Raw genomic sequence first — 17,438 nt, forward strand, 5'->3', positions numbered from 1 at the left:
TCTTCGCCAAGCTCAAGGAGTTCAGGGCCATCGCCACCCGCTACGACAAGACCGACACCAGCTTCCGCGCCAGCATCAGCCTCGCCGCGGCCATCATCGCATCGCGATGAATGTCAACGGACCTTAGCACGCATGGCCTCGGTGGAGCGTGGGGCGACGCTCTAGAGCCTTTAGAATTCGTTCAAAAATGAGATAGGTTCCGCCTATCTTTGAAACGGCGGTTTCGCCTGGAACGGTGAGGTACGGGCCGATGTGCCAGGACCCGGATGTTGCGCGGATGGCGGCAGCCCTCCGGGCTCCCTCCCTGAAATACCGCAGTTTTGGCAACAAGCCGGTTCGTAACGCGCCAACGGAAAGCCAAGCTTTTGACCTGTTGGGCGACGCCCTGGCCGGCGCCAGCGAACTTTCACCCGATGCCATCATGGGCGGGCAGACCCTTGCCTCGGCGCAACTTGTGGGCGAGCGCCGTGATGCGCAGCCGGATGCAAAGGGCATGGACGAAATCAGTTCCTGGGGAGCCGTTGCTCCGGCCTCGGTTCCGGAACCGCCACCGCCGTCCCCTCCTGTGTTTTCACAGCCTTCTACCGTAGGCATCCCGTCACCGGCTGCAGCGGGGCCGACGGCCGCGCCGCCGGGGTCTTTTAGGGGCACGCGGACTGAACTGCCTCGCTCCGAGCGGCAGGGGGACAGTCTCCTCCAGACCCTGCTCGGCAGCGCACCGCTGGGGCTGCCATCCGCCGCGCCGGTAATGCCGGCTTCCGAGCTTCCCGCGGCACCGCGTCCTCCTGCTGTGGGGATGGTGCCGGGTTCCGCGCGGCCGCTGGCGGCGCCGGTGCCAGTGTCGGCGCCCCGGGTGCCAGCATCGCTCGCGCCGGTGGCGGCGCCCGCGGCGTACCTGTCCGCCACGCCCGCTGTTCCGTCGGCAATGCAGGTGGGCCAGCCCACCCGGCTGGGCGGCACGGGCTCTTCGCTGCTCGATGCCCTCGTCGGCGCTTCTTCGACGGATGGGTCGAGTCACTATCCGCTGCTTGATGCCCTCGGCGCCGCGATGCGGGGCAGCGTCGCCGAGCCTTCACCGCGTCATTGGCCCGCCGCGCGCGTGGATATCGCCCTTCCGGAACTGCTGCAGCGTGTTGCCGCCGGCGTCCGTGCCGCTCGAACTGCCGCCTGAGCCCAGGAGCCTTTCCGTGCCGCTGATCTGTTTCGCGTCGCCCAAGGGCGGGGTCGGCAAGACCACGCTCGCAGCCAATCTTGCCGACGCATTGCAGCGCCTTGGCCATAGCGTGCTTGTCCTGGATCTGGACGCGCAGAATGCCCTGCGCCTGCATTTCGGCGTGCCCCTGACTGACCGCTCCGGCTTCGTCGCCGGCCTGCTGCAGCGGGACACCAATTGGCGCCAGCATCTTCGACAGACGCCCTCGGGCGTATTGCTGCTGCCACATGGCGCGTTGGATCTGCGCGGCGCCCTGGACCTGGCAGTGGCGCTTGACCGCGACGCTGACCTGCTCTGCGGCCCGCTGCGAGAGATGCTGGCGGAGCCAAACCTGGTCGTGCTGGCGGACCTGCCGCCCGGCCCGTCTCAGGCTCTTGCCCTGCTTGCGCCCATGGCGACGATGCTGATCGGCGTGCTGCAGGCCGAGGCGATCAGCGCGGCCCTGGTGCCGGAGATCGAGAGCGGCCGTTTCCTTGGCACGGGCACCATGGCGGCGGTGTTGGCCGGCCGGTTGCGCGTGGTGCTGAACGGGGTGGATCTTGCTTCCCGCCTGTCCCGGGCCTCGGCCGAGGCAGTGGCGCGGCATCTTGGCTTTCGCATGCTCGGTGCGATGAGCCGCGAGGAGACGGTGGCTGAGAGCCTGGCCTGCCAGCGGTTGCTGCTTGACCACGCACCGGAGAGTCGCGCCGCCTCGGATCTTCGGGAGATCGCGCGGTTGCTGTCCTCTGCGCTTCCGGCAGCCACCGAAGCGCTGCATCTCTCTCCCACAACCGTTCCGACGCATGGCGCCCAGCCGATGCCTGTACCGCAGCAGCCGACCGCCGAGGGCAGCCGATGAAGCGATTCCGCCGCTCCCTCGGAAGCAGTATCTGGCTCGGCAGGCTCGGTGTTCTCCTGGGCTTTCTTATTGCCTTGCCCTTCGTCGTCGCGCCGCTTGAGGCGGAGCAGCAGGCCTGGGTTGCGATCGGTGGCCTCCTCGTCTTTTCGATCGTCTCGCTTGTGCCTGGCAGGGGCTCGCTGGTCTTCCTCGTCCTGCTCTCCGGGGTGATTTCGGCCCGCTACATCTACTGGCGTGTTACGGACACGCTAGACTACACGGGCTTCTGGCCGACCTTTCTCGGCACCGGTCTGTTGCTGGCCGAGATCTACGCCGTCGTTGCCTTGCTGCTCTCCTACTTGCAATCGCTCTGGCCGCTGGAGCGCCGCCCGGCGCCGCTACCCGACGATCCCGAGGACTGGCCGACGGTCGACGTTTTCATCCCGACCTATAACGAGCCGCTCGAGGTGGTCAGGCCGACCATCTTCGGTGCGATGGCGATGGACTGGCCGCGCCACAAGATGAACGTGGTGGTGCTCGACGACGGTCGGCGCGAGGAGTTCCGCGCCTTCTGCGAGGAGGTCGGCTGCGGCTACATGACCCGCCCGGACAACAAGGGCGCGAAGGCCGGCAACATCAACCACGCCCTGTCGAAGACCAGCGCCGAGTTCATCCTGATCTTCGACTGCGACCACGTGGCCACCCGTGCCTTCCTGCAGATGACAATGGGCTGGCTGCTACGCGACCCGGGCCTGGCGATGGTGCAAACGCCGCACCACTTCTACTCGCCTGATCCCTTCGAGCGGAATCTGGCCTCTGGCAGGCGGGTGCCGAATGAAGGCCTGCTTTTCTATGGGCTGATCCAGCAGGGAAATGACCTCTGGAACGCGGCCTTCTTCTGCGGCTCTTGCGCGGTCATCCGGCGAACGGCGCTGGAAGAAGTGGGCGGCGTGCCGACCGAGACCGTGACCGAGGACTGCCATTGCAGCCTCAAGATGCAGCGGCTCGGCTGGCGTACAGCCTATCTCCGCCTGCCCCTGGCAGCGGGCCTCGCGACCGACCGGCTGGTCGCGCATATCGGCCAGCGTATGCGCTGGGCGCGCGGCATGGTGCAGATCTTCCGTGTCGACAACCCGTTGCTCGGTCCGGGCCTCAAGGTGACGCAGCGCCTCTGCTACGTCGCTTCGATGTGGCACTTTCTGTTTCCGTTGCCACGCTTCATCTTTCTGACCTCCCCCCTGGCCTACTTGCTTTTCGGGCAGAACATCATCGCGGCGTCGCCGCTCGCGATCGTGGCCTATGCGGGGCCGCATGTGGTTCATGCGATACTTACCAACTCGAAGCTTCAGGCGAAGGTCAGGCACTCCTTCTGGTCCGAGATCTACGAGACCGTGCTTACCCTTTATCTGCTGCCCGTTGTGCTCACGACGCTTCTTGACCCGACGAAGGGCAAGTTCAACGTGACGGATAAGGGAGGCACGCTGGAGGAGGGGTATTTCGATCTCCGCGCCACCGGGCCGAACTTCGTGCTCGCCATCGTCCTCGTGCTCGGGTTGCTCTCCGGCATTTACGGCATGGCGGCCAATCCGCCGGACAGCATGGAATTCCAGGCCTATGGCCTGAACACCATCTGGGTCGTCCTGTCGCTTCTGACGGTGCTGGCCGGGCTTGCGGTGGGCCGAGAGCGCCGCCAGGTGCGCGAGCGCGCGCGTATCGGCGCCGTCCTGCCCGCGAACATCATTCTTCCCGATGGGCGCCTGGTGCCCGGACATACCCTTGACCTGTCGCTCGGCGGCGCCGCTGTGGCGGCACAGCGGCCAGACGGACTCCCGGAAGATTCCCCTGTGACCATGGAGATTGATGTGGGACCGGAACAGATCGCGATTCCGGCCGAAGTGCTGCGCTGGCAGAATGGTCGCCTTCAGATGCGATTTGCGGCGCGGGATATCCGGGTCGAGGGCAACATCACGCGTGTGGTGCTTGGCCGCGCCGATGCCTGGGTAGACTGGGACAATGTGCGGCACGACAGGCCGCTGCGCTCCCTTGGTGAGGTGGTGCGCAGCATCGGCGGGTTGTTCCGCGGGGATAGCCAGTTCTCGCTCCGCGCCCGCCGGGCTCGGCGCCAGCGAGGCGATCGCGCGCCCCGCAGTCAGCCGCCCCGCGTGAGCGGGCCGGCTGCCACGGGCCGCAACGCGGAGGTATCACGGAAGAACGCGGCGCGGCGTACGCGCCGCTCGGCTGCCATGCTTCTGGCGCTCAGCCTCGGCTTACCTGTATCGGCCGAGGCGCAGCGAAACCAGGCGCCCCCGCCACCGCCCGCAGTCAACCAGGGAACAGCCGGCGGTTTCGCACCACCACCGCTACCGGGCTTCATGGTGCCCCAGGCGCCGGCGCAATACGTGCCTTCGCCCGGCGGGGTGCCGCAATACGCTCCTACCCCGGGTGCTACGCCCACGCGCCCGGCCGTGCCGGTGGCGCCCTCCGCACCAGTGACCTTCGGGGGCGAAACCACGCCGGGCGCCGGGTCCCGCACGGAAACGCGTACACTGCGCCAGCTTGGGCTGCGCAGCCCGATGCAGCTTCGTGGCCTTGCGGACCTGCAAGGCATTCTCTTCGGCATCCGGTCGGATGAGGTGGTGACGAGCGCAAAGCTGACCTTGCAGGGCGCGACCAGCCCGGCCCTGATCCCCGAGCTTTCGCAAATCGCGGTCACGATGAACGAGCAGTTCGTCGGCACCATCACGCCCGACCGCAACCGCCCGGCCTTCGGCCCGGTCGAGTTCCAGATCAACCCTGTCTTCTTCGCCGACAGCAACCGCCTAAACATCCGCTTCACCGGCCGCTATGCGGTGGAATGCAACGACCCGCTCTCGGGCCTGCTCTGGGGAACGGTTTCCGATCTCTCCACCCTCCAGCTCACGCTGGAGCGTTTGCCGCTGGCGCGTGATCTGGCCCGGCTGCCGGAGCCCTTCTTCGACCCGCGCCTGCTGCGCGAGCCGCTGGTGCTGCCCGTCGTCATGGCGGACGGTGCCGGTAATGACGCGGTGCGTGCTTCGATCATCGCCTCCTCCTGGTTTGCGGTGCAGGCGGATTATCGGGGCGCGACCTTCCCGGTCAGTTCCGTGGTCCCGGCACGAGGCAACGCAATCGTCGTAGCGGCTGGCTCGGACTCGCTGCCTGGGCTGGCTCTGCCGCGGATGGACGGGCCCACCTTGGCCATCCTGCCCAACCCCAACGACCCGAACGCGGTGCTTCTGCTTGTCGGTGGCCGCTCGGGAGCGGAAGCGGCAACCGCCGCGCAGGTGCTGGCAACCGGGAAGGAGGGCTTGGCTGGTGAGACCGCGACGGTACGCGTGGCTGAACTGCCCGCCCGCCAGCCCTATGACGCGCCGCGATGGATCCGCAATGACCGTCCCGTCCGCTTCGGCGAGCTGGTGGACCCGGCGGAGCTGCAATCCTACGGCTATGCGCCGGGTCCGATCTCGATCCCCTTCCGCACGGCGCCGGACCTCTACACCTTCCGCGATCGGCCGCTGCCCGTGGATGTGCGTTTCCGCGCGCCGCCTGGGCCGATCATGGACTTGGCGGTGTCGCGCCTCGATGCCTCGCTGAACGATGTCTATCTGAAGTCCTTCCCTCTGCGGGAGGGTGATCCGGGCTTCCCTTGGAACTGGCTCTCCCGCACCGTGGGCGGCGTCACTGGCTCTGACCGGGGCGAGGGACGGGTCGGGCTGCCCACTTACCTCGTCTTCGGGCTGAACGAGCTGCAGTTCCGTTTCGACCTGCGGCCGCTGCATCGTGGGGACTGCGTGAGCACGCCGGGCGACATCCGCTCCTCCATCGACCCGGACAGCACGATCGATCTCTCCTCCGCCTACCGGTTCACGGAGCTGCCGAACCTCGCCTATTTCGTCGGCAGCGGCTTCCCCTATACGCGGATGGCTGACCTTTCCGAGACGGCGGTCGTGCTGCCGGACCGGGCGAGCGCGCTCGACATCTCCTCCACGCTCAATACGATTGGCCGTCTTTCCGCCGTGGTTGGCTATCCTGCCACACGCATCGAGGTGGTGCGGCCGAGCGGGCTGGAGGCGGTTGCGAACCGCGATCTGATCGTGGTTGGCCCGCTGGGCCGGCAGACCGCCCTGTCCGCGCTGTTGCAGGACGGGCCGGTCACGGTGGAGGGCAACCGCATCAACGTGGCCCTGCCCGACGCGCTGGAGGGCTTCCGCAACATCTTTCTCTCCGACGACCGCCGCCTGGAGCGCGAGCGACTGACGGCGACGCTGGGCGGTACGAGCGGGGAGGGAAGCGGGATGCTGATCGGCTTCCAGAGCCCCCTGAACTCCGAGCGTTCGGTGGTTGCGCTCACCGGCACCAGCCCGCAGGGCATGGAGGCGATGGTGGCGGCGCTGCGGGATCCGGAACTGCAACCGCGGATCCAGGGCGATGTGGCCCATCTCGTGAACGGACGCCTGGACAGCTTCAAGCTGTCCCGCAACTACGGGGCAGGCAGCCTGCCGCTCACGCTGCTGCCGCAGCGATACCTGACCACGCGCCCGGATCTCATGCTTGGCCTGCTGGTCATCGCGGCGCTGGCGATCGCCGTTCCGCTCTACTGGACCCTGCGCCAACGTGCCATTCGAAGGCTGAGGAACCGCGTATGACCAATCGCTACCGCCTTCTGGCGGCGGCCGCGACGGTTGCGGCCCTTGCGGCGCCCCCAGCTCTCGCGCAGGCCAGCGTGCAGGTTCTGATCGAGCAGGCAGGCTTCTGGCGTGGCCAGGGGCAGCCCGAGCGGGCCGCCGCGGCGCTGGATCGGGCGCTGGCTGCACAACCCGCGAACCCCGATGTTCTTGCCGCGGCGGCACTGACGCAAATCGAACTCGGTAACCGGGGCGTGGCGGAGGACTTCCTGGCACGGCTGCGGCAGGTGTCCCCCGGGCACGCCCAGGTGGCACGGCTGGAGGAGGCGCTGCGGCGGTCCGCAGGGCGCGAGACGGCCGCGGTCATGCCGCAGCAGGCCAAGGCCGGGCTGAATGCGCCGGATGTGGGGGAGGTTGTTCAGGCCGAGGACCTCTTCGAGGCGACACTCGCGAACGACCCGAATAATGCTGCCGCGCTAGGGGGGCTCGGGCTGGCCCGGCTCCGCCAGGGGCGGGTTGAGGAGGCGAGAGATCTCCTGGCGCGCGCGCTGGCTGCGCCGGGTGCGGAGCCTGGCCGGTGGGCCACTCCCTTTGACCTGGCGGCCTTCTCTGTCGAGCTGTCCGAGGCCCGCCGGCAAGTCGCCGAAGGCGCGCTGGATGCGGGTGAGGCGCTGCTCCTCCGCGCCGTCCGGCGCGAGACGCCAGACCTGGCGGAGGCCGAGACGCTGCTTGGCGAGATCGCGCTCCGCCGCGGCGAAGCCACGGAAGCCGAGGACCGGTTCCGCGCTGCCTTGTATCGCCGCCCCGCTCTTCCGACCGCCCGCCGAGGCCTGCTGGAAAGCCTTCGGCGCCAGGGACGGATCGCCGAGGCCGACGGGCTGCTGCGGCAGGCCGTAGCTGCGGGCACGGCTGAGGCCGAGGCGCTGCGAGTCGAGGCTACCCGCACCGAAGATCCGGCGGCGGCGCTGGCCCTGCTGCGCGATGCCGTCTCTGCCAGCCCGGCCAATGCCTGGATCCGGCTTGACCTTGCACGCCTGCTGACCCGCCAGGGAAAGGAAGGCGAGGCCCGGGCGGTGTTGCAGGAGGCCCTTTCCGTTCTGCCCACCGCAGAGGCGGCTCAGGCCGCCGCCCTGCACGCCGAGGAGGGTGGCCGCTTCGCCGAGGCCAGCCGCCTGCTGGAGCAGGTGCCGGACCGTTTGCGCAGTGCTGACCAGAACCGCCTTCTCCGCAGCCTGCGCTGGCAGGTGGAGCTGGCGGCGGCGATGGCCGGAGGTCCGGCGGAACGGCGAGGCGCAGTGCTGGCGCTTGCCGGGCGTCCCGATCCGACAGGCGAGGCCGGGCTGCGGGTCGTACGCCTACTCGCCCGCGCCGGGGAACGGGATGCGGCCGCCGAGGCGCTTCGCAGGATGCTGGACGCCAACCGTGGCGCCACCCCAGCCATTCGCATCGCCCTGTCCGGCGCGCTGGCCGATGCCGGCATGACGGCTGAGGCCGGCGAACTTCTCCGCCCGTTGGCCGGCCTTACCGCCGCGCAACGTCGGCAGATGGCGGCGCTGAATGGGGCTATGGCCCCGGCGAGCGTCCTGGCCGCCGCACCCGCCCCGCGGCTTATGCCCGTGAGGGCCGAGCCGCAGCGTCTCTACCAGGGGGCGCGCGATCCGCAGGTCGCGGGCCGGATTGCCGAAGCCGTCCTGCGACGCGAGCCGCGCAATGCCGAGGCCCGGATCGGCGCGATCGAGGCCGCGCTGCTCCGGCGCGACCTGCAGGCAGCGGAGATGCTGCTTGCGGAAGGGCGGTTGCTGAACGCCAGCGATCCCCGTGTCTCCGTGATGGAGGCGCAACTCGCCCGCGCCACGGGCGATCGGCGCCGGGCGCAGACTGCGCTCCAACTCGCCGCCGATCAGCGCCGCGCTCAGATCTCCACGGGCAGCAGTCCGGCAGGAAGCTATCGGCGCACCATGCTGGCAGGGGGCGGGCGGAGCGCCGAGCCCTTCGTGCCACTCGATACCGACCCGGCCTCGACGGGCTACAATGCCGCGACAGCCGCCCAGCTCCGTAGCTCCGACGACCCGCTGCTCAGTGAGATCGGACGGCAGCTCGCGGAGGTGAACGAGGAGGCCTCGGGCCGCCTGGTTCCGAACATCGCGCTCCGCTCGCGCTCGGGCGATTCCGGGCTCGACCGGCTGGTCGAATACGGGGCCGGCGCGGAAGCCACGGTGCCGCTCGCCGGTGTCGGGGGGCAGTTGAGTGCCCGCGTGCAGGCCGTGACCATCGACGCCGGCAATCTCAATTCGAGCGTCGCCAATCTGCGGCGATTCGGAACCAACGCAACCGTGCTGCCGGGAACGACGGGAACCATCTCTCCCCAGGCGGCGGCCGCCCTGGCACCCTCCGGCACCTCGGCGAGCGGCGTGGCTTTCGGCGCCGCCTATGCGCGGGATGGGTTCACGGTCGATATCGGCACGACGCCACAGGGGTTCCGCGAGCAGAATATCCTGGGCGGCGTCGAGATCGCGCCGCGGCTGAGCGAAACGCTGCGCCTTCGCCTGCGCGGCGAGCGGCGTTCCATGACCGATAGCCTGCTCTCCTGGTCCGGCATGCGTGACCCGGTATCGGGCGTGAACTTTGGTGGCGTGGTCCGGAACACGGGCTACGGCCAGATCGAGTATTCGGAAAACGGGACCAGCGCCTATTTCGGCGGCGGCTACTCCTCGGTCGACGGGCACAATGTTGTCAATAACGACCGGGTCGAGGTGAATGCCGGCTTCAGTCAGGCGGTCATCCGTTCGCCGACGCGGGAACTCGTCGCCGGCCTGGACCTCGCTTATTTCGCCTATGACAAGAACCTCCGCCTCTTCTCGCTGGGGCATGGTGGTTACTTCAGCCCGCAGAACTACACGGCCCTGTCCATTCCGGTCGACTACCGCGAGCGACGCGGGAACCTGGCCTACCGCATTGGCGGCAGCGTCGGCCTGGCGCATTTCCGCGAGGACAGGGCGCCCTATTATCCCGCGGATCCGGAGCGTCAGTTCAGGCTGGAGCAGCGGGCCGCGGGTGATCCCACCATCTCGGCGTTCTATGAGGGGCAGAGCAGAACGCTCGTGACGACGGGTATCCGGGGCGACATCGAATACGCCATCACCCCCTCGCTTCGGGTCGGCGCCACGGCCCGTTTCGACCGTTCGGCAGACTTCAACGAGACGCGCGGGCTGGTCTATGCCCGTTACCGCTTCGATCCGTGAGGAGGCGCCGCGCCCGATGACCTCCACCCCTGACACCCGCCCGGACTGGGAGGGGTTACTGCGTGCCATGCTGCACACGCTGGATGCCCATATGCAGCCGGAGGACCGAGCCGTGCTGCTGCGCGCCATCGGGGCCCAGATGGCTGCTCTCTCTCCTCTTCCGCCCGAGGACACCTTGGCGGGACTGGAGGCGCGGATGAATGAGCGCCTCGCCACGTCGCGCTGGGGATCGGTCTCAATCTCCCTGGACCTTGAGGGACCTGCTCTGGTGCTGACCCATGCCGGTCCGCCGGCCCTGCCAATCACTTCGGATACGGCAGGGCACTGGATGGCACCGGTGCTGGAAGGGCTGCATGCCGGCTGGATCGCCGCCCAGCCGGGGGCTGAGCCGGAAGTGCAGGCCTATCTGGTCAGTGCGCAGGAGGGCAGCATGGTGCTGCGCTACGGGGCCTGAAGCCGCTGGGCCATGGTTTCCTAGTTGGCCCGGCCTGTTGACTCACCCGTTCGCTGTTCGGCGACGCCCAGCGCATCGGCCAGACGCACAGTGGCGCTGCCCGGCCGTGCCGGGCGCGGCTGGTCCGGACTCGGGCTCCACCCAGTCAGGCTGAGCAGGCGCAGGCTGGCAGGTGTGCCTTCCGGGCCGCCCGGCAGCGAGGAGAGTGCCAGAGGAAAAAGGCTACGGGGCGGGATTCGGCCGTCCCGGGCCAGAATGGCATTGCTCTCCCCGGCCGCCTGAAGATCCCGGAGGAGCAGAAGCGGATCGCGGTAGGCCAGCGAGATCTCCTCCAGATCCGCGACCGGCAGGGCAAAGCCGGCGCGTTGGAGCAGGGCCGCCCCGTCGCGCAACTCGGGGAAGGGGGAGACGCGCGGAGCTGCGCCGCCGCGCAGGGTGGAGTCGGCCGCGGTCAGCGCCTCCCGTAGCGGCTGGAGCGTGCCAAGCGCTGGCAGGCTGGCCAGAAAGAGCCCGTCTGCCCTCATGGCGTGGCGGATCTGGACCAGGGCGCCGGGCAGGTCATTGACCCAGTGCAGGCAGAAATTGGCAATGACAAGATTGAAGCTGCCGGGGGCGAAGGGCAGCCATTCCTCATCCCCGGCCAGCGCCGCACCGCCCGCCATGGCCGCCATCCGGGGCGAGAGATCCATCGAAGCAACGAAGCCGACGCCGCGCGCCCGCAGGGCCGGCGCCACCAGGCCGCGCCCGCCGATCTCGAGCGCCCGGTCGAAGCGGCGTGTCGTGTCGTCCAGCCGGTCGAGCAGCCGCTCCGTCACGGCCTCCAGGATCGGTGCCACGCGGTGCTGCGTGGCCGCCGCGCGGTCGCGGCGCCGGCGCAGCAGGGGCCTGTCGAAGATGAGGTGAGGCGCGTCGCTCATCCCCTGCATATGTCGTGAGCAAGGCCAGTCTGCCAGGGGCGCTTCCCCGGTCATGGCGGGTGGCCCTAGCATTCCGGGGGGCGTGGGGATGGTGCATGGGAATGGCGGCGGCGATGGCTGGGGCAGGGCGGCTGGCCCGGCACGGCATGCGCGGCGTGCTGGATGCGCTGCTGCCGCCGCATTGCCTGACCTGCGATGCGGGGGTGCTGGAGCAGGGCACCCTCTGCGGCGAGTGCTTCCGGGGGCTGCACCTGATTGTGCCGCCTTTCTGTGCCAATTGCGGTGTGCCCTTCGAGCATGAGGGGCAGGGGGAAGACGGGCTCTGCCCAGCCTGCATCGCCCGCCCGCCGGCCTTCGAGCGCGCCCGCGCGGCCTTCGCCTATAACGAGCCCCTTGGCCGTCTGATCCTGCCGCTGAAACATGGTGACCGGACGGAACTGGCCCTACCGCTCGCCCGCCATATGGCGCGCGCGGGGGCGGCGTTGCTGGCCGAGGCTGAACTGCTCGTACCCGTTCCGCTGCATTGGCGACGACTCTTCGCACGCCGCTACAACCAGTCGGCGCTGCTGGCGCTGCACCTCGGGAGACTGGCTGGGCGGCCGGTGCTGCCGGACGCGCTGCGCCGGGTCCGGCAGACGCCGAGCCTCGGAAGCCTGGGCGCGGCAGCGCGCCGGGCGACGCTCCAGGGCGCGATTCGGGTGGCGCCCCGGCGGATGGCCCGGATCACCGGCCGGCGGGTGCTGCTGGTGGACGACGTGCTGACGAGCGGCGCGACCGCCGACGCCTGCGCGGAAGCCCTGCTGGCCGCCGGCGCGGCGCGGGTGGAGGTGCTGGCGGCGGCTCGCGTGCCTGACCCGCGCCTCGCCGGGGCGAGGTTGCCTTGACGGCTGGCAGGCCGTTCACGAGATGAGCCAGATGGCCCAGATCGAGATCTACACCATCCCCTTTTGCCCGTATTGCGAGCGCGCGAAGGCGCTGCTGAACCGCAAGGGCGTTGCCTTCGAGGAGATCGACGCCCCGTCCGGCTCCGCCGCCCGCAAGACGGCGATCGAGCGCTCCGGGGGGCGGACGACCGTGCCGCAGATCTTCATCGACGGGCAGGCGGTCGGTGGGTCGGACGACCTGGCCGCGCTTGACCGGGCCGGCAAGCTGGACGCGCTGCTCACCGCCTAACCCTTTTCACCTGAACCCTGGCACTCCGTGCAAGGGAGTGCCAGAAAGGGGCGACAACCTCGCCCGGAATTCCTCAGACCACGATGATTCACTACCAACTGCGCTGCAGCCAGGACCACGGCTTCGACGGGTGGTTCAAGGACAGCGCCGCCTTCGAGAAGGTGGCGGCGGCCGGGATGGTCGACTGTCCGGTCTGCGGCGACACCAAGGTCCGGCGGGACCTGATGGCGCCGGCGATCGCGAAGCCCCGCGCCGAACCAGTGCCCGCGCCGGCCAAGCCGGCCGAGTTGCCTCCATCTGAGTCGCCAGCCCAGGCGCCGACCGCGACTGCCGGCCCGCTGCCGGCCCAGGTCATGGCCCTGCTGCAGCGCATGCGGGCCGAGATCGAGAAGAACTGCGACCATGTCGGGCGCGACTTTGCCGAGGAAGCGCGGCGCATGCATCGCGGCGAGAGCGAGCGGCGCGGCATCTATGGCGAGGCGACCCCTGAGGAGGCCGAATCTCTGGCCGAGGAGGGGATCGAGATCGGTCAGATCCCCTGGGTTCCGCGCGCTGACGGCTGAGGGCGGGGTGCCCGCCCCGGGCTGCTGGGCTAGGCTCTGGCAGGTCAGTCCTTCACCGCGGCCATGATATAGTTCACGGCGGTGTCGCGGCTTTCGCGCCAGCCGCCGGTCAGTGGCTCCGGCACCATTCCCGCCACATCGGTCACCCGCAGCCCGGCGCGTCGCAGCCCCGCGCCCAGCTCCGCCGGGGTGACGAACATCTTCCAGTCATGCGTGCCGCGCGGCAGCAGCCGCAGCAGGTATTCGGCGCCGACCTTCGCGAAGAGGAAGCTGCGCGCGGTGCGGTTGAGGGTGGAGAGGAAGACCATTCCTCCGGGCCGGACCGAGCGGGCGAGGGAGGCGAGGAAGGCTTCGCGGTCGGCGACATGCTCGATCACCTCCAGCGCCGTCACGGCATCGAACTGGCCGGCCAGCTCCTCCGGGCGGCCCTGGCGGTAGTCAATGGAGAGGCCCTGGCCGGCGGCATGGAAGCGGGCGGCCTCCAGCGCCTCCGGTGCCATGTCCAGCCCCGTTACGCGGGCGCCTCGGCGGGCGAAGGCCTCGGCAGCCAGCCCGGCGCCGCAGCCGACATCCAGGATCGTCAGCCCGCCCAGCACGCCGGGGTCGCGTCCGAAGGCGCGGCCCAGCCGCTCCGCGACCCAGCGGGTGCGGAGGGGGTTCATGGCATGGAGCGGGGCCATCGGGCCGCGCGGGTTCCACCATTCGGCCGCCAGGGCGTCGAACTTGGCGATCTCGTCCGCCAGAACCGTGCCCTGCGCCATCGGAATCCCCCGTCCGGCCCCTCACGAGGTTGCTACCCCGGGCCCAGGCCGGTATCTGTGCCGCCCCGCGCCGGGACGCAACCCGCGCGAACCCCAGATCCGGCAGCACACCGACCCCTGATGGCCCGCATCGTCATGAAGTTCGGCGGCACCTCCGTCGCCGACCTGGACCGCATCCGCAACGTCGCCAACCGCGTGAAGCGGGAGGTGGAGGCCGGCCATGAGGTGGCCGTGGTCGTCTCCGCCATGTCGGGCGTGACCAACCAGCTCGTCAAATGGTGCACCGAGCTGTCGCCTCTGCACGACGCGCGGGAATACGACACGGTGGTCGCGACCGGGGAGCAGGTGACGATCGGGCTGCTGGCCATTGCGCTTCAGACCATCGGCGTCGATGCCCGCTCCTGGCAGGGCTGGCAGGTGCCGATCCGCACCGACGGCGCCCATGGCAAGGCGCGGGTGGAGGAGATCGAGGGCGCTCGCCTGATCGAGCGCATGTCCAAGGGGCAGGTACCCGTGATCGCCGGCTTCCAGGGCATCGGCCCGGATGACCGGGTGACGACGCTGGGCCGTGGCGGCTCGGATCTTTCGGCGGTGGCCGTGGCGGCCGCGGTGAAGGCCGACCGTTGCGACATCTACACTGACGTGGACGGTATCTACACGACGGATCCGCGCATCGTGCCGCGCGCGCGCAAGCTGGCCGCCGTGGCCTATGAGGAAATGCTGGAACTGGCCTCGGTCGGCGCGAAGGTGCTGCAGACCCGGTCGGTCGAGTTGGCGATGAAGCAGAAGGTGCGGGTGCAGGTTCTGTCCTCCTTCGAGGACAAGCCGGGCTCGCTGGTGGTGGACGAGGACGAGATCGTGGAACAGCCCATGGTGACGGGCGTCGCCTATTCGCGCGACGAGGCGAAGGTCACGCTGCGGCGGGTGCCGGACAAGCCGGGCATCGCGGCGACCGTGTTCGGCCCCCTGGCCGATGCGAATGTGAATGTGGACATGATCGTGCAGAACCTGGGTTCCGACGGCACGACGGACATGACCTTCACGGTCGGCAAGACCGACTTGCCGCGCGCGCGGGAGGTGCTGGAGAGGGCCCGCGCCTCGATCGGCTTCGCCGATGTGGTCGCCGACCCGGAGGTGACGAAGATCTCCATCGTTGGCATCGGCATGCGTAGCCATGCCGGCGTGGCCGCCACCATGTTCAAGACGCTGGCGGAGAAGGGGATCAATATCCAGGTCATCTCCACGAGCGAGATCAAGACGAGCGTGCTGGTCGGCGCCGAGTACACGGAACTGGCTGTGCGCGCTCTGCACACCGCCTATGGCCTCGACGCCCCGGTCTGATCACGCACCGATGACCATGGATCTGTCTGCCATCCCCGCCGCACAGGGCGCAACGCCGGCTTCCCGCGCCGCGGGCACGGAGGTCGCGGCCCTGGCCGTGCCACCCGCGACCGCAGCGGCCCGGGCGCGGCTGGAGGCGCTGATGGCGCGCGGCGCCGCATTCCTGGGCAGCGAGGTCGCCATCATGGGCGGCGCCATGTCCTGGATCAGCGAGCGGAACCTCGTGGCGGCCCTGTCGAATGCGGGGGCCTTCGGGGTGATCGCTTGCGGGGCGATGGAGCCCCCGCGGCTGGCCGAGGAAATCGCCGCCACACAGGCGCTGACGGACAAGCCTTTTGGCGTGAACCTCATCACCATGCACCCGCGTCTGGATGAGCTGGTGCAGGTTTGCCTGGACGCGAAGGTCAGCCATATCGTCTTCGCAGGCGGCATCCCGCCCACGCCTGCCATCCGCAAGGCAAAGGACGGTGGCGCGAAGGTCGTCTGCTTCGCCCCGGCGCTCGCCCTGGCCAAGAAGCTGGTGCGCTCCGGCGCGGATGCGCTGGTGATTGAGGGCTCGGAGGCCGGTGGCCATATCGGCCCTGTCTCGTTGAACGTGCTGGCGCAGGAAATTCTGCCAGCCATGGCCGCTGAAGTGCCGGTCTTCGTGGCCGGAGGCATCGGCCGGGGCGAAGCCCTGCTCTCCTATCTTGAGATGGGCGCGGCAGGGGCGCAGATCGGCACGCGCTTTGTCTGCGCGACTGAGAGCATCGCCCACCCGAAGTTCAAGCAGGCCTTCATCCGGGGGGCCGCGCGCGATGCCCTTCCGACGGTGCAGCTGGACGAGCGCTTCCCGGTCATTCCCGTGCGCGCCCTTCAGAACATGGGCACCAAGCGCTTTCTGGAGCACCAGGCCGAGGTGATCCGCCGCCACCAGTCGGGAGAGCTCGACAAGGTCGCGGCCCAGCTCGACATCGAGCATTTCTGGGCCGGCGCCCTCCGTCGCGCGGTGATCGACGGCGATGTGGAGAATGGCTCGCTCATGGCCGGGCAGAGCGTCGGCATGGTCACCAAGGAGGCCCCGGCGGCCGATATCTTGGCGGAGTTGATGGATCAAGCCGCCGCCGCCCTGGCATCCCGGAGGAGCTGAACAGCCGGGTTCGTCGCTGGGCCGAACCAGTTGGAGCCGGGGCTTTCGTCCCCGGGCACAGCGGGCTAGAGGTGGGTTCTTCCCTCGCTTGGACCTCTCGTTCTCCTGATGGTGAAGCCTGAAATGATGACGGCGGAGGCGGCCCGGGTGGGCGAGGAACTGCGAGACGCCCGTCTCGCCCTCGGCGCGACTCTGGACGAGGTCGCGGAGAAGCTCCGCATTAACCGCCGATATCTTGCCGCTATCGAGGAGGGCCGCAGCCGCGACCTGCCGGGCCCGGCCTATGCTCTGGGCTTCGTTCGTAGCTACGCCCGCGCCTTGGGTCTGGACGCCGACGACCTGGCCCGCCGCTACCGCGAAAATGGCGCGGTCAGCCGGAGCCGCACCGACCTGGTCTTTCCCGAGCCCGTGCCTGAGCGGGGCATCCCGGCCGGGGTGGTGATCCTTGTGGGCATGGTCATCATGGTCGGCGCCTATGCGGCGTGGTGGAGCTGGAGCGGCTCAGCGGATCGCACGGTGGATCAGGTGCCGCCGGTCCCGCCCCGAATCGAGCAGGCCGCCCGCGAGGCTCGCCAGCATCTGCCCGCAACGGATACGGCTCCGGTTCTGCCGCCCACGCTCGGTCAGGCGACCCCCGGGGCCGGATCTCTCCGGCCCGGCGTGGCGCCGCCCCCGCCAGGCGGCGGACCGACGGACAACCAGCAGACCGCCGCGCCGGCGACGCCCCCGCCGGTACCTCCGGGCTCCCCTGCGGGCGTGCCGGCCACCTCGGCCCTTGCAGCCAATGGCCAGCGCCCGCTTGGCCCACCCAGTTCGCCATCGCCGGCGCCTCCGGCTCCACCGCCGGCGCCCACCACGCCGGCCGCTCCGGTGGAACCGCCGAACCGGATCACGCTGCGGGCAACGGAGGAGTCCTGGGTGCAGATCCGCGATCCACGTTCCGGCCAGACCGTGCTGAATCGCGTGCTGCGGACGGGCGAGAGCTTCGCTGTCCCGCCGCGTGAGGGGCTCGTGCTGACCACCGGCAAGGCTCAGGGCCTGGAAGTCGTGGTGGATGGCCAGCCCAGCGGCGTTCTGGCGGGACGAACCGGGGTGGTGCGGGATATTGCCCTGAACCCGGACCAGCTCCGCCAGCCCGTCCGCTAAGCTTCACGGCCGGCGGATCACGTCGCCCTTGGCCGGCGG

13 protein-coding genes and 1 pseudogene are annotated in these 17,438 nt (G+C 69.5%); 12 read left to right on the top strand and 2 right to left on the bottom strand.

Features of this window, described 5'->3' with window-relative positions; genetic code table 11:
- The 6 genes and pseudogenes from ACO1BU_RS28060 to bcsD all read left to right on the top strand — a co-directional run.
- A pseudogene (locus tag ACO1BU_RS28060) lies at positions 1-110 on the top strand (IS5/IS1182 family transposase); the annotation flags it as partial.
- 167 nt (positions 111-277) lie between these two features.
- A complete protein-coding gene (locus tag ACO1BU_RS28065) occupies positions 278-1,171 on the top strand; it encodes a hypothetical protein (protein ID WP_424139269.1) in 894 nt (297 codons plus the stop codon).
- A 16-nt stretch (positions 1,172-1,187) separates the two neighbouring features.
- Complete coding sequence (locus tag ACO1BU_RS28070; RefSeq protein WP_424139270.1) at positions 1,188-2,051, top strand: cellulose synthase operon protein YhjQ/BcsQ; 864 nt, start codon at positions 1,188-1,190, stop codon at positions 2,049-2,051.
- Entirely contained in the window at positions 2,048-6,694 is a 4,647-nt protein-coding gene (gene bcsA / locus ACO1BU_RS28075; protein WP_424139271.1) for a UDP-forming cellulose synthase catalytic subunit, read from the top strand. Before ACO1BU_RS28070 ends, bcsA begins: the two co-directional genes overlap by 4 nt.
- Positions 6,691-9,915, top strand: coding sequence for a cellulose biosynthesis protein BcsC (locus ACO1BU_RS28080; RefSeq protein ID WP_424139272.1), 3,225 nt, complete (start codon positions 6,691-6,693; stop codon positions 9,913-9,915). The genes bcsA and ACO1BU_RS28080 overlap by 4 nt, the downstream gene beginning before the upstream one ends.
- A gap of 16 nt (positions 9,916-9,931) precedes the next feature.
- A complete protein-coding gene (gene bcsD, locus ACO1BU_RS28085) occupies positions 9,932-10,369 on the top strand; it encodes a cellulose biosynthesis protein BcsD (protein ID WP_424139273.1) in 438 nt (145 codons plus the stop codon).
- 20 nt (positions 10,370-10,389) lie between these two features.
- Here the strand turns inward: bcsD and ACO1BU_RS28090 are convergent, their stop codons facing one another.
- Entirely contained in the window at positions 10,390-11,295 is a 906-nt protein-coding gene (locus ACO1BU_RS28090; protein ID WP_424139274.1) for a class I SAM-dependent methyltransferase, read from the bottom strand.
- A gap of 92 nt (positions 11,296-11,387) precedes the next feature.
- Here ACO1BU_RS28090 and ACO1BU_RS28095 point away from each other — a divergent pair, with 92 nt between their 5' ends.
- The 3 genes from ACO1BU_RS28095 to ACO1BU_RS28105 all read left to right on the top strand — a co-directional run bounded on the left by ACO1BU_RS28095 (position 11,388) and on the right by ACO1BU_RS28105 (position 13,022).
- Positions 11,388-12,170, top strand: coding sequence for a ComF family protein (locus ACO1BU_RS28095; protein ID WP_424139275.1), 783 nt, complete (start codon positions 11,388-11,390; stop codon positions 12,168-12,170).
- Positions 12,171-12,201: 31 nt separating this feature from the next.
- A complete protein-coding gene (grxC, locus tag ACO1BU_RS28100) occupies positions 12,202-12,459 on the top strand; it encodes a glutaredoxin 3 (RefSeq protein ID WP_424139290.1) in 258 nt (85 codons plus the stop codon).
- Positions 12,460-12,542: 83 nt separating this feature from the next.
- Positions 12,543-13,022, top strand: coding sequence for a DUF1178 family protein (locus tag ACO1BU_RS28105; RefSeq protein WP_424139276.1), 480 nt, complete (start codon positions 12,543-12,545; stop codon positions 13,020-13,022).
- 44 nt (positions 13,023-13,066) lie between these two features.
- Here the strand turns inward: ACO1BU_RS28105 and ubiG are convergent, their stop codons facing one another.
- Complete coding sequence (gene ubiG / locus ACO1BU_RS28110) at positions 13,067-13,783, bottom strand: bifunctional 2-polyprenyl-6-hydroxyphenol methylase/3-demethylubiquinol 3-O-methyltransferase UbiG (protein WP_424139277.1); 717 nt, start codon at positions 13,781-13,783, stop codon at positions 13,067-13,069.
- Positions 13,784-13,903: 120 nt separating this feature from the next.
- On the opposite strand from ubiG, the gene ACO1BU_RS28115 reads away from it, so the two are divergent.
- The 3 genes from ACO1BU_RS28115 (at position 13,904) to ACO1BU_RS28125 (ending at position 17,399) form a co-directional block, all read left to right on the top strand.
- A complete protein-coding gene (locus tag ACO1BU_RS28115; RefSeq protein WP_424139278.1) occupies positions 13,904-15,124 on the top strand; it encodes an aspartate kinase in 1,221 nt (406 codons plus the stop codon).
- 16 nt (positions 15,125-15,140) lie between these two features.
- Positions 15,141-16,253, top strand: a complete 1,113-nt coding sequence (locus tag ACO1BU_RS28120) for an NAD(P)H-dependent flavin oxidoreductase (protein WP_424139279.1) — start codon at positions 15,141-15,143, stop codon at positions 16,251-16,253.
- 108 nt (positions 16,254-16,361) lie between these two features.
- The gene (locus ACO1BU_RS28125; protein ID WP_424139280.1) at positions 16,362-17,399 is read left to right on the top strand and encodes a helix-turn-helix domain-containing protein; all 1,038 of its coding nucleotides are present in this window, start codon (positions 16,362-16,364) and stop codon (positions 17,397-17,399) included.
- Positions 17,400-17,438: the final 39 nt, after the last annotated feature.

It is taken from the genome of Roseomonas chloroacetimidivorans (genome assembly GCF_049629625.1).
Taxonomy (GTDB): domain Bacteria; phylum Pseudomonadota; class Alphaproteobacteria; order Acetobacterales; family Acetobacteraceae; genus Roseomonas; species Roseomonas chloroacetimidivorans.

Bases quoted from the DNA above. Each gene is read 5' to 3' on its own strand.
- ACO1BU_RS28065 (WP_424139269.1), top strand. From the start codon at position 278: ATGGCGGCAGCCCTCCGGGCTCCCTCCCTGAAATACCGCAGTTTTGGC.
- bcsA (WP_424139271.1), top strand. From the start codon at position 2,048: ATGAAGCGATTCCGCCGCTCCCTCGGAAGCAGTATCTGGCTCGGCAGG.
- ACO1BU_RS28080 (WP_424139272.1), top strand. From the start codon at position 6,691: ATGACCAATCGCTACCGCCTTCTGGCGGCGGCCGCGACGGTTGCGGCC.
- bcsD (WP_424139273.1), top strand. From the start codon at position 9,932: ATGACCTCCACCCCTGACACCCGCCCGGACTGGGAGGGGTTACTGCGT.
- ACO1BU_RS28090 (WP_424139274.1), bottom strand. From the start codon at position 11,295: ATGCAGGGGATGAGCGACGCGCCTCACCTCATCTTCGACAGGCCCCTG.
- ACO1BU_RS28095 (WP_424139275.1), top strand. From the start codon at position 11,388: ATGGCGGCGGCGATGGCTGGGGCAGGGCGGCTGGCCCGGCACGGCATG.
- grxC (WP_424139290.1), top strand. From the start codon at position 12,202: ATGGCCCAGATCGAGATCTACACCATCCCCTTTTGCCCGTATTGCGAG.
- ACO1BU_RS28105 (WP_424139276.1), top strand. From the start codon at position 12,543: ATGATTCACTACCAACTGCGCTGCAGCCAGGACCACGGCTTCGACGGG.
- ubiG (WP_424139277.1), bottom strand. From the start codon at position 13,783: ATGGCGCAGGGCACGGTTCTGGCGGACGAGATCGCCAAGTTCGACGCC.
- ACO1BU_RS28115 (WP_424139278.1), top strand. From the start codon at position 13,904: ATGGCCCGCATCGTCATGAAGTTCGGCGGCACCTCCGTCGCCGACCTG.
- ACO1BU_RS28120 (WP_424139279.1), top strand. From the start codon at position 15,141: ATGGATCTGTCTGCCATCCCCGCCGCACAGGGCGCAACGCCGGCTTCC.
- ACO1BU_RS28125 (WP_424139280.1), top strand. From the start codon at position 16,362: ATGGTGAAGCCTGAAATGATGACGGCGGAGGCGGCCCGGGTGGGCGAG.